Genomic DNA, 12,077 nt, shown 5'->3' on the forward strand with positions numbered 1-12,077 from the left:
GTGTCGCAAAGCGTTTTTTGACATGTGTGCTAAATGTACAACTGGTTACTTAATTTATGTCGAAAAATATTGGTAATCCTGCCATCATTGCGCGTGATTCTCTTCTTCATTAAAGGTTGTATTTTGTGCTGAGACAGTTGTTTTTTCTCATCCTGTATTCCATTTCATTGTTTGTTTCTCCTATATCTGCCGCGAATCCCCTTCCTGAAGACGTAAAAGGGGCGCTATGCGTTGTCCGAGCAGATAACAAACTTGTACTTATCCATGAAATATTGACGAATAAAATTTCGCTTCCAGGTGGCACCATTATAGAAGGTGAATCTCCTAAACTGGCCGCGCAAAGAGAAACGTGGGAAGAGACGGGGTTAGTTGTTACGGTTGGAGAGGAGCTCGGCAAAACAGATACGGCGATTTTTTACGATTGCGTCTCTGATTCTGAAGTCATCGCTTTTTCGATGGCTAATGCTATGGATGGGAACGAACTGCCTATATGGTTTGCTCCGCATTATGGCGTCGAAGTGGCGTCTGCAATGTTATTGAACCCAAGCGATATGGCTTCTTCTTTGTATCGCTATCCATCACAGTGGAAAGATGTGGCTGGCTTTTATTCAAAAGCGACCGATCAACCCGTTGTTTATGTAAACCAATTAATTGAGTCAGCACCTAAATTTCGCCAGTTAGAACTCTCTTGGATGGTAGATCTTCAAAGTTGGGTCAGCTCGTTTTCAATGACAAGTCGCGATACGGCATGTGAAATTGCGAAGCTCGTGACGAGTTTAAGTAATCCAACATTTTTGCTGTTTTTGTTCCCGTTCGTCATGATGAAGTTTGACAGTCGATTTGTATATCGATTGTTTTTTGCAATCACTGCGACGTCTTTGATGACGTTAGTTGCTCAACAAGGGTTCTCTTTACCTAGGCCACACGTCTATATGCCAATGGCGGAATTAACGCACAGTTTTGGCTTTAGCTTCCCAAGCTTGCCGATCGCTATTTGGTTTTGTGTCATGACATTTATGTTCCAAAGAACAAAAAGCTTTGGATTGAATCGCATCACTTTCTTAGTTGCAATGGTAACTTTGGCGGTTATGGTATGTAAGTTCTTCTTGGGTACTGCATTCATTCTCGACATGCTAATTGGTGCGTTAATGGGGGCACTTGTGGCGTGGCACATTTTGCGTTTGGAAAGCAACCCAGAAGTTAACGTGGACCACCTATTAAGCTCGAAGGGTATTTGGTTTGTAATGACAGCAATCACCGCAGCTATCGCGGTAATTTGGCCCCTCCCTGTATTTACAAGTTGGTTGGCTATTCTGATTACTGCTTCTGCTTTAGTACTGACGTTTAAAGAGTCTGAAATTCGATTTGAGCGCCAACAGATGCTGTTTGTGATTTTGGCATTACTTCTTGTGGACCAGTTGTATTTGTATTCTGAAACGGTTGTGTCATTCAGCGGCTTTTGGTCGTTAGTATTTAAAACCTTCCACTATCCGTTGTTGATGTTGATTTTTATAGTACTTGCGAGAAAGCTCACGACTCGAAGCAAAAACGCTTAAGCAACATTTAATAAAACAAAGCCTCGCTAAGTGCGAGGCTTTGTTGTTTGGGCAGCGTTATGTGTTAAGTACAAATTTCTCGATCGATTTTGCTACACCGTGGTCATCGTTGCTGACTGTGATGTAGTCTGCGATTTGTTTGGTTTCTTCCATTGCGTTCGCCATTGCGATACCAAGACCTGCGTATTCAAGCATGTGGTGGTCGTTCTCGGCATCGCCCATACAAATCACTTCTTCAGCTTTGATGCCTAAGTATTCTGCGATTGCCGAAACACCGACGCCTTTGTTGCTTGATGGATTCAAAAACTCCAAGAAGAAAGGCGCACTTTGCACAACTGTAAACTCTTGTTTTAGCTCTGCTGGTAGGGCTGAGATAACTTCAGTTAGTTTGCTTGGCTCTGCAACCATCATTGCTTTAATGATCGCGTGATCATCTTCTAGCGCGTCGAAGTTCATTTCGGTAATTTCAAGACCGTTAATTCTCGCTTCGATGTCTGTGTAAGGGTTGCTTTCTTCTGTGATTAGGCCGTGCTCTTGGCTGAATGCGTGAACATAAGCGCCAAGCTCTCGCGCTTTACGTGCGATCTTCTTTGCTGCTTTGCCATCAATGATCTGCTGGTGGATGATTTCTTCTGTACCAATGTTTTTTACCATTGAACCATTGTAGTAAAGCACGAAGTCTTTATCGGAATTGATGTTCAATTCGTCAAGTTTGTCTTGCATACCCTCAAGAGGGCGACCAGATGCCAATACGACAGTCACACCGGCTTCGCGAGCTTTGGCTATTGCCTGTTTGTTCTCATCTGAAATTACTTTGTCGCTGTTTAACAACGTACCGTCCATGTCGAGGGCGATCAGCTTGTACATCTTTACTTACCTTAAAATTGGGGAACCCGTGTATGAAACTACAAAAAGACCTATTTTAACAATTTATTTTTGGTTTAAATTGACCTGAGTGCGCCTCTCCATTAAGGTCTTCGCCTCGAAGTATTGTGAGTTGAGTGAGTTCTACGTTGTATAAGCTAAATGAGATGTTTGAAACCATCCAAGGGGAAGGGGTTTTCACCGGTGTGCCAGCGGTTTTCGTGCGTTTGCAAGTATGTCCGGTTGGGTGTTCTTGGTGCGATACGAAACAGACTTGGTACGCAGAAGAAGAAGACCAGCGCCAGATCGGTGATATCTTGGTGAAAACAGAAGATTCTCCAACGTGGTGTTTCGCATCTGCGGAAGACATCGTAGCTGAATACAAAAAGCAGAGCTTTAATGCGAAGCATATTGTGATCACTGGTGGCGAACCATGCATTTATGATTTACGTGCTTTGACGGCTGCATTTGAAGAAATGGGTTGCCAATGCCAAATCGAAACCAGCGGCACTTCAGAGGTCGTGACTTCAGAAAGTACATGGGTGACGGTGTCACCTAAAATTGCGATGAAGGGTAAGTTGCCAGTATTAAAGAGTGCTTTGGAGCGAGCGAATGAAATTAAGCATCCGGTTGGCACTCAAAAAGACATTGATCAGCTTGATGCATTGTTGGCGTCAGCAGAAATTGCAGAGAAGACTGTAATCGCACTTCAGCCTATCAGTCAGAAGCCTCGCGCTACACAACTGTGTATTGATACCTGTGTTGCTCGCAACTGGCGTTTGTCGGTTCAAACTCATAAATACCTTAGTATTGCTTAAGCTCGGAGAGAAAGATGAAAAAAGCAGTCGTTGTTTTCAGTGGTGGGCAGGACTCTACAACATGTCTGGTTCAAGCATTAAAAGAGTTTGACGAAGTACATGCCATCACATTTGATTACGGTCAGCGTCATAAGCTGGAGATTGAAGTGGCTGAAAAAGTTGCAAAAGATCTTGGCGTTGCTGCACACAAAGTGATGGATGTTGGCCTGCTGAATGAGCTGGCGATAAGCTCTCTGACACGTGATGACATTCCAGTTTCTCATGAACTGCAAGAAAACGGTTTGCCGAACTCATTCGTTCCTGGCCGCAATATTTTGTTCCTAACGCTTGCTGGCATCTACGCTTATCAAATTGGCGCAGAAACCGTCATCACGGGCGTTTGTGAAACAGATTTTAGTGGCTATCCAGATTGTCGTGATGACTTCGTAAAGGCGATGAACAGTGCTCTTGTAAAGGGCATGGATCGCCAGTTTGAAATCAAAACACCGCTAATGTGGCTGAACAAAGCAGAGACATGGGCGCTGGCAGATCAATATGATGCGTTGCAACTAGTCCGTGAAAACACGCTAACGTGTTACAACGGCATCATCGGTGATGGTTGTGGTGATTGCCCGTCATGCGACCTGCGCAAAGCGGGCTTAGATGACTATCTGAACAACAAAGACGCAGTTACGCAGTCGTTGATTCAAAAGCAGAAGACGGAAGGTCAATAGGCTCGTTGTAAGCATCAATCATAACGTTGTGCCCACTTTGCTTCGCTTGATATAAAGCTTGGTCTAGTATCGAATACAGTTCATCAAAGTTCGTTAATGGTTTTGATGTAGACAAATAGGCCAAGCTTGCTGTTACACTCAGTACCGTAGCATTTTCAGTTTTGATCTGCTTATCAGATATCGTTTTGTGTAGGCTTTGAACACGAAATGGCACGTCGATCTCATCGACATTCTTCAGAAGTAAAATAAACTCTTCACCGCCTAACCGCCCAAGATATTCCCCTCTATTCAACTTAGCTCTAATCGCTTTGCATACGTGCTTTAATACGATGTCGCCAGTAGGGTGGCCATATTGATCATTGATAGACTTGAAGTTATCGAGATCGATAAGCGCTAAAACATAACGCATGTCTTCGGGCGCGTTGATTGTTTGTGCTCTAATTTTCTCAATAATTGTACTTCGATTAAGTGAACCGGTAAGACGATCTAATTTCGATTTTATGTTCGTTTTTCGTTGAATAAATAGGGCGACGAATAGCAAAGTCAGTAAGCAGAAAATGACGAAGTTATATGCTCTTTTTTGTTCTGCAAGCTTTTCGACTTCGAGTAACTTTAAGTTGCGCTCATTATTTATTTTTGTTAGCTGCAACTCGTATTCATATTCATTCTTGGTTAAATCGAGTGCCTCTATTGCTTTGACATTGTTTGCATCACGGTTCGCAAGTTCTAGCGTGGCGTAATCTTGATAATGAGATAGGGCGGCAAGATGGTTGCCCTGTTCTCGATAGGTTTGCGAAAGCAAAAGTTGGGCCTTAGCTTGCAATGCTGAATTTGAGTTTTCTGTCGCAAGTTCAAGTGCGGCAATACCATGTTCTAGCGCTTTTGCGAGCATTGTGTTTTTTAAGTATGCAAACCCTGCCGCCAAATGACTTTCTGTCTCTAAGCGTTTGTTTTCATATCGTTTACCGAGCTCTAGTGCGTTCCTGATGTAAGGTACAGCACTTTGTAAGTTTCCTGATTCAACGTACGCAGAACCAAGACCAAGATAGGTCAAGCCCTTACCGTATGGGTAGTCCATGTTTTCTAAGATAGTTAGTGCATTTTTGTAGTGACTAATGGCCTTATCATAGTCTTTAGATTTGTTATACATAGCCGCAAGACTGTGTTCGACCTGAGCAACTTCAAGCGGGGAGGCTTCAAGCTGTCGAGCGAGGAGCGCTTGAATAAGGTACTGTTCTGCTTGTTCGTACTGCCCAAGTACACTCAACAAATTGCCTACATCATTGTAAACTCCTGAAGGATCGCTTTGCGTTGGCATTTTGGTTAACAAGCGACGATAAAGCTCTAGAGCTACATCGTATTCGCCGCGGTAATCGAAGTTATTAGCAATAACGCGCAGAGCTAGATCACTTGGGAAACTTTCTGGGTGGTCGATTGCTAAATGATTGTTCAAAGAAGAGCAGAAGAAATTGGCTTTGTGGTACTGACCTTGTTGATTCAAGGTGTAGCACAATTGATAGTTCATTAAGGCTTTGCTTTCTACATCCTGATGCTGCTTGGTGCTTTGTAGCAACGCGGTGAAAAGGTTGACAGAATCATCATAGTTGCCTTGTTTACGTTCTTTTAGCGCTAAAATGTATCGAGATTCTAGCTTCGCGAAACGGTTGTCTAAAATTTGGCTGCTGCCAAAGTAGGGCTGATCGATGTTGCCCATGTATTCATAGATGAGCCCGCTCACGTACAGCTTTTCACTGTCGGTATTTGCCGTGTGATAGCGATCTTGGAGCATACTCAAAGCCGATTCGACATTCGTCTTCAAAGTCGATTGATAGACAGCATGCCATTGGGTGATGCTTTGAGTGTCACTTGCGTTTGCTTGACTACCTAAAAATAGTGACGCAAGCAAAGAGAGCAGCGTACGCATAGTGATGTAACCTTATGTTCTTTCTAATATAGTTTGTTCGGTATGATATACCAATTGAGGTTGAGTCATTGTGACAAAACACGAAGGGTATAGATAATGAAATGAAGAAAACTATGCGCTCGGTCGAGCTTTATATCGAAAAGGTAAGTGAAAAGAGGAAGACCCCAGCTTGGTGCTGAGGTCTTAAAGAATTAGCTTAGGTATAGTTTAGCTAGGTCTTGAGGTTCAAGCTCTTTACCTTCTAGTTGTGCGTTCCAGTTAGCACCAACAAGAACACCATCTTCAGCAAGAGTTAAAAGCCAATCTTCAACAAAGATATCCAGAGGAATCTCTAATACTTCAAAATCTGCCCATTCTTCAACGTTGTGTGCTTCTGCATCTTCTTTAGCAGACCAAAAAGGCATGACTTCGCTGTTTTCGAATTCAGTTGAATCGCAAGATAACCAACCTTCTTCATTGCGTAGACCCCAAACTAGCTGGTTTTCTTTTGTTTCAGCAACAAAAAGATCAAGGTTTGCTTGGATATCTGTTGTAAGTTTGCTCATTTCAAAACTCTCATTGTTATGACGCGGCTAGATTACCATTAAAGTGTCGATTCCTAAAGCATAATACGGTTTTCGTACGCTTGAAAAAACAAAAGGAGCCGAAGCTCCTTTTATTAGGTTTTTGGAAGAGTAGTGAATATGGTCCACTCTTTCTTTATCTCACCTTTATAGCCGACAACGTAAGCCGTTACTCTTCTGTTCAGTGCGTGACTCACTTCGTCGGTACCCTCTGTCGCTAAATGGGTATCACCAAAACCGACGATGCGAACTCGATTAGTATCAATACCATAACGCAATAGCGCTTCGCGAACATTATTTGCGCGTCGTTTTGAAAGGCCTAAGTTATGGGAAGAACCACCCACTTTACTGGCGTAACCTTGCAGTTCAATTGAGGTAGAAGGGTACTCTTTCAGAAATTCTGAGAGTTCTCGAATTTGACGACGAAATACAGGGTTTATTTCGTCTGAATCATTGGCAAATAAAACGCGGACTTGCATCTTCTCGGATGCTTTAATGTATTCACCACACCCATCATTATCGATCTCTGACGTTACCGGAGTGCCAGGGCACAAGTCACGAGCATTGATCACGCCATCATTGTCATCATCTTGCAGATCGGCAATTTGCTGAGCATCTGGGGTTGGCATGTAATCATATTCATCATTCGTTGCTGCGAAGCTGGCAGAAGCAAAAATACTTAGAGTGAATAGAACCTTTGTTACTTTCATGGTTTAGTACTCCACCTTCTGATTCCACTCGGTCGGGACGTCAACACGTAATGCATTTAATAGCTGGCCAGTGGCGTTCATGACTCGATACTTTGCGTACTGTTCAGCGTATTTAGCATCTAAATAATCTTTTCGCGCTTCAAACAATTCATTTTCTGTATTAAGTAAGTCCAGCAAGGTACGTTTACCGATACGGTACTGTTTCTCATACGCGATGACGGTTTGTGAAGCAGAGTCAACGTGATCTGATAAGAATTCTTTTTGTTGTAACGTCAGATCGAGAGCACTCCATGAGAGTCTCAAGCCTTCTTCAACGTTTCTATAAGCGCGTTCACGTAAGTCTTTTGCTTTGTTTAGTTGGTAGGCAAAACTCTCTGCATTTGCTGCGTCACTGCCCCCATTGTAAAGGTTGTAGCGCATTCTCAACATCGCAGTTGTTTCGTCACCACGCCCTTCAATACCACCAGCATCGTCACGCCATGTCTGAGCTGCTTCAACCGAAAGGGTTGGGTAATAGTTACCTTTTGACTGCTTATATTGAAACTTAGCTGAATCAACATCTGCAGTAGAAATCTTAATGACCGGATGGGAATCAAATGCCAACTCTACAGCATCATCTACCGTATATGGGATAAAGTTTTGATCGGCACGCGGAAAGGTAAGCCCTTGTGGAGATTGGCCGACAATGCGAGTAAACATGGTATGGCTATCAAACAGGTTATTTTGCGCTGCCGCTAAATTGCCGTGGGCTTTTGCCAGTCTGGCCTCAACTTGAGTCAAGTCAGCTGTTGAACCAATACCAGAGTCGACGCGCTTTTTAATGTCTTGATAAATTTTCTTGTGAACTTTCAAATTATTTTCGGAGAGTGTCAGGATTTCATAAGCCTTCACTGCATCCAAATAAACTTTAGTCACTTCTAGCGCTGTATCTTGAGCATCAGCAAGTAATTGATAGCGTACTGATTCTGCATCAGCTGCGGTTCTATCAATATCATTCAATGTTGCCGAACCATCCCAAATAAGCTGGGTAAGCGTGACAGTTGCTTCTTTACGCGTTAAATCCGTTGATTCGCGGCCCGCTTCCGCAGGATCGATACCTTCGTATCCAATACCCGCGTCAAGGTCGACAGAGGGAAGGTAAGCGCCACTCGAGGCTTCATTCACATACTGCTTACTTACGAATTCATTAAACGCACTTTTTATGTCTGGGTTTGTTTTAAGCGTATTTTCAACCGCTTGCTCTAATGTTTGCCCTAAAGCAGGGCTAGCGGCGAGCACACCCAAGCAAAAGGCGTTGGCACGAGTCCACTTCACTGTGATTCTCCTAGATTGTGAATTGTCTGGGGTGAGAAATCGTTCTTATAGATAGCGACACCTCCATAGGCGTCAATAATTTAACGTACAAAGCTATTAACAATCAACTATGTAACTAGTTGCTATACTTATCGATGTGTAAGTAAATCTTCAGTTACCGCACGGAAGGCACTTTATATTCTGAATAAAGATCATAGTTTCAATACTTTGTTCAGCATGGGTGTCCATATATTAGTGACGGTAGTCTCTTTTTATCACATGACACATCCTTCTGAGTAATATGTGACTTAGAAGTTGTAATTTAGTGTTAATGCACTGTTATTGCGTTATATATTCGGGCAATATATAACGAATAAGTATCAATGGTCAAAATGTTGACAGTAATTTTAGGTCAGAGGTTTATATGGATCGTACAGCCTTAGTTTCACTTGGTGGGCAATTAGTCGTAATAGGTTTGGATGGGCAGTTAAGAGCGCTTGCCGAAAACGAACAACCGTCACCTGGTGAGTTGATTGTTTCTAAAACTGGAGCTGAACCAGACAAGCTTCAGGTTTTAGTTGCAAAACAAGAAGGGGTGCAAGACGTTTCTGACGATGTTGCTCAAATTATTGACGCTCTTCGAGAGGGGCAAGACCCAACGTTGCTAAACGAAGATTTTGCACCAGCTGCAGGTCAAAGTAACGGTTCTAGTTTGCAAACTAGCGGCACTGTTGAACGCACTGCTGCAGAATTATTAGCCGACACGGATTTTGAAACGACCGGGTTGGCAGCGCTAGGTTTTTCTGAAACTCAGAATTTGTCATTAGCTGAGCTCTACTTAAGTAATATCCGTTCTGACGAAACATCTCCGACAGTTACCCCTGTGGCGCCTGTTGCGGAAGATGACAATATTCAAACCGACGAAGATATACCTGTCACAATTGATGTTCTAGCTAATGATACCGATCAAGACAGTGAAAACTTATCTATCGAATCTGCCACCGTGCCTGATGAGCAAGGAACAGTAGAAATTGTTGATGGTGAGTTGATCTTTACTCCTGCTGAGGATTTCAATGGTGACGCAACGGTTACTTATGTAGTGACTGATGGAGAAATGACAGACGAAGCATCTGTGACAATCAGTGTGAATCCTGTTAACGATGCGCCAGTAGCAGTAGACGATATCGCTACTACTGATGAAGATACTCCGGTTACGATTGATGTTTTGCCAAATGATACTGATCTAGATAACGATACGTTAACCATCGTGAGTGCATCTGTTCCTATTGAACAAGGTATTGTTGAGATCGTAGATGGCAAACTTGTTTTCACTCCAGCGGAGAATTTCAACGGCGAAGCGACTATCAGCTACACCATATCAGACGGTGAGTTGGAAGATAGTGCCGAGGTTTCGGTAACAGTTAACTCAGTTAATGATGCGCCAATCGCAGAAAACACCCTTGCAGACCAAGTTCTCCCAGAGGACTTTACGCCTTATGCCATCGATTTAAATGATGCGTTCAGTGACGTTGATAACTCAGATAGCGAGCTAACGTTTACTGTTTCTGGTAACAGCAACATTCAAGTGTCAATTGTCGATGGTATCGCAACGATCACCCCAACAGCAGACTGGAATGGTTCTGAAGAGTTGACGTTTACCGCGACAGATCCAAGTGGTTTGGCTGTGAGTCAGACGGTTGGTTTCACAGTCAACGCCGTTGCCGATATCGTTTCGGATAGTGCGAATATTGTTGAAGACACACCAACCATTTTGGATGTGTTGGACAACGATAGCTTTGAAGGTCAATCACCAGTTGTATCCGTAGAAGCGGGCAATGGTCCAACTAACGGCAGTGTGGTTGTTAACAACGACGGTACCATTACCTACACACCAGACCAAGATTACAACGGTTCTGATGAGTTCACTTACACGGTCACCTCTGGCGGCGTCACTGAAACCACAACAGTTACGCTGAACGTTACTCCTGTAAACGATAAGCCAGTGGTGGAAAATACCATTGCTGACCAAGTTCTATCTGAGGACTTTACGCCTTATACCATCGATTTAAATGACGCGTTTAGCGATGTTGACGATGCAGACAGCGAACTAACGTTTACTGTTTCTGGTAACAGAAACATTCAAGTTTCGATTGTTGATGGTATTGCGACGATTACACCAACGGCAGACTGGAATGGTTCTGAGGAGTTGACGTTTACCGCGACAGATCCTGATGGTAAAAGCGTTAGCCAGACCGTTGATTTCACAGTCAATGCCGTTGCCGACATTGTTGCTGACAGCGCAGATATCGTTGAAGATACGCCGACTTTTTTGAATGTGTTGGGTAACGACACCTTCGAAGGCCAATCACCAGTTGTTACAGTCGAATCTGGTGATGCTCCAACGAACGGCAGTGTGGTTGTGAACAACGACGGCACGATCACTTACACGCCTAATCAAGATTACAACGGTGCTGACGAGTTTACTTACACAGTCACCTCTGGCGGTGTCACTGAGACTACGACGGTTACGCTAAACGTAACGCCAGTCAACGACAAACCAGTGGTAGAAAACACTATTGCTGTCCAAGTTCTACCGGAAGATTTTGCTGAATACACCATCAACTTGAATGACGCATTTAGCGATGTTGACGACGCAGACAGCGAACTGACGTTCAGCGTTTCTGGTAACAGCAATATCCAAGTGTCGATTGTCGATGGTATCGCAACCATTACACCAACCGCTGACTGGAATGGTTCTGAAGAGCTAACGTTTACCGCGACAGATCCAAGTGGTTTGGAAGTGAGTCAGACGGTTGATTTCACAGTCAACGCCGTTGCCGATATCGTTTCGGACAGCGCGAATATCGTTGAAGACACACCAACCATTTTGGATGTGCTGGATAACGACAGCTTCGAAGGCCAATCACCAGTTGTCACGGTTGAATCTGGAGATGGTCCGACTAACGGTAGTGTGGTTGTTAACAACGACGGAACAATCACCTACACACCAAACCAAGATTACAACGGTGCTGACGCGTTTACTTACACAGTCACCTCCGGTGGAGTCACTGAAACCACAACAGTTACGCTGAACGTTACGCCTGTTAACGATAAGCCAGTGGTAGAAAATACCATTTCAGACCAAGTTCTACCTGAGGACTTTGCTGCATACACAATCAACTTGAATGACGCGTTCAGTGACGTTGATAACGCGGATAGCGAATTGACGTTTAGCGTTTCTGGTAACAGCAATATCCAAGTTTCGATTGTCGATGGTATTGCGACGATCACACCAACCGCAGATTGGAATGGCTCAGAAGAGTTAACGTTTACCGCGACAGATCCTGATGGTGAAAGCGTTAGCCAGACTGTTGATTTCACGGTTAACGCCGTCGCAGATATCGTTTCGGACAGCGCGAATATCGTTGAAGACACACCAACGATTTTGGATGTGTTAGACAATGATAGTTTCGAAGGCCAATCACCAGTTGTATCCGTAAAAGCGGGCAATGGCCCTGCAAATGGCAGTGTGGTTGTGAACAACGACGGCACCATTACTTACACGCCAGACCAAGACTACAACGGTTCTGACGAGTTTATTTATACAGTCACCTCTGGTGGTGTTACTGAGACTAC

9 protein-coding genes are annotated in these 12,077 nt (G+C 43.7%); 4 read left to right on the forward strand and 5 right to left on the reverse strand.

The annotated features are described in order from the left end of the window. Positions 1–125 precede the first annotated feature (125 nt). On the forward strand, positions 126–1,556 hold the full coding sequence (locus tag ATB76_RS16825) for a bifunctional NUDIX hydrolase/phosphatase PAP2 family protein (protein ID WP_045406308.1): 1,431 nt from the start codon (positions 126–128) through the stop codon (positions 1,554–1,556). A gap of 57 nt (positions 1,557–1,613) precedes the next feature. Here the strand turns inward: ATB76_RS16825 and ATB76_RS16830 are convergent, their stop codons facing one another. Further along, on the reverse strand, positions 1,614–2,423 hold the full coding sequence (locus ATB76_RS16830; protein WP_038880884.1) for a Cof-type HAD-IIB family hydrolase: 810 nt from the start codon (positions 2,421–2,423) through the stop codon (positions 1,614–1,616). Between the two features lie 164 nt (positions 2,424–2,587). Between ATB76_RS16830 and queE the strand changes: the two genes are divergently transcribed. Both queE and queC read left to right on the forward strand, forming a co-directional pair. Beyond that, positions 2,588–3,238: a 7-carboxy-7-deazaguanine synthase QueE gene (gene queE / locus ATB76_RS16835; RefSeq protein ID WP_038867601.1), complete on the forward strand. Its 651-nt coding sequence runs from the start codon at positions 2,588–2,590 to the stop codon at positions 3,236–3,238. Positions 3,239–3,252: 14 nt separating this feature from the next. Then, the gene (gene queC, locus ATB76_RS16840; protein ID WP_038867603.1) at positions 3,253–3,951 is read left to right on the forward strand and encodes a 7-cyano-7-deazaguanine synthase QueC; all 699 of its coding nucleotides are present in this window, start codon (positions 3,253–3,255) and stop codon (positions 3,949–3,951) included. On the opposite strand, the gene ATB76_RS16845 is transcribed toward queC, so the two are convergent. From ATB76_RS16845 to ATB76_RS16860, 4 genes are all read right to left on the reverse strand, one after another. Beyond that, positions 3,908–5,875 carry a GGDEF domain-containing protein gene (locus tag ATB76_RS16845; RefSeq protein ID WP_061035774.1) on the reverse strand — a complete coding sequence of 656 codons (1,968 nt, stop codon included), beginning with the start codon at positions 5,873–5,875 and terminating at the stop codon, positions 3,908–3,910. The genes queC and ATB76_RS16845 overlap by 44 nt on opposite strands. 191 nt (positions 5,876–6,066) lie before the next feature. Then, positions 6,067–6,420 (reverse strand): DUF2750 domain-containing protein, encoded by a 354-nt coding sequence (locus tag ATB76_RS16850; RefSeq protein WP_038867608.1) that lies wholly within the window; start codon positions 6,418–6,420, stop codon positions 6,067–6,069. A gap of 113 nt (positions 6,421–6,533) precedes the next feature. Continuing rightward, positions 6,534–7,148: an OmpA family protein gene (locus ATB76_RS16855; protein WP_061035775.1), complete on the reverse strand. Its 615-nt coding sequence runs from the start codon at positions 7,146–7,148 to the stop codon at positions 6,534–6,536. 3 nt (positions 7,149–7,151) lie between these two features. Beyond that, positions 7,152–8,462, reverse strand: a complete 1,311-nt coding sequence (locus tag ATB76_RS16860; protein WP_038867610.1) for a TolC family outer membrane protein — start codon at positions 8,460–8,462, stop codon at positions 7,152–7,154. Between the two features lie 403 nt (positions 8,463–8,865). Here ATB76_RS16860 and ATB76_RS16865 point away from each other — a divergent pair. After that, positions 8,866–12,077, forward strand: a 3,212-nt coding sequence (locus ATB76_RS16865) for a tandem-95 repeat protein (protein ID WP_155647555.1), incomplete at its 3' end; no start/stop codon positions are given.

The sequence above is a fragment of the Vibrio sp. MOR3 genome, from assembly GCF_001557775.1.
Taxonomy (GTDB): Bacteria; Pseudomonadota; Gammaproteobacteria; order Enterobacterales; family Vibrionaceae; genus Vibrio; species Vibrio jasicida.

Coding starts and splice junctions, on each gene's coding strand:
- ATB76_RS16830 (WP_038880884.1), bottom strand. CDS start 2,423: ATGTACAAGCTGATCGCCCTCGACATGGACGGTACGTTGTTAAACAGC.
- queE (WP_038867601.1), top strand. CDS start 2,588: ATGTTTGAAACCATCCAAGGGGAAGGGGTTTTCACCGGTGTGCCAGCG.
- queC (WP_038867603.1), top strand. CDS start 3,253: ATGAAAAAAGCAGTCGTTGTTTTCAGTGGTGGGCAGGACTCTACAACA.
- ATB76_RS16845 (WP_061035774.1), bottom strand. CDS start 5,875: ATGCGTACGCTGCTCTCTTTGCTTGCGTCACTATTTTTAGGTAGTCAA.
- ATB76_RS16850 (WP_038867608.1), bottom strand. CDS start 6,420: ATGAGCAAACTTACAACAGATATCCAAGCAAACCTTGATCTTTTTGTT.
- ATB76_RS16855 (WP_061035775.1), bottom strand. CDS start 7,148: ATGAAAGTAACAAAGGTTCTATTCACTCTAAGTATTTTTGCTTCTGCC.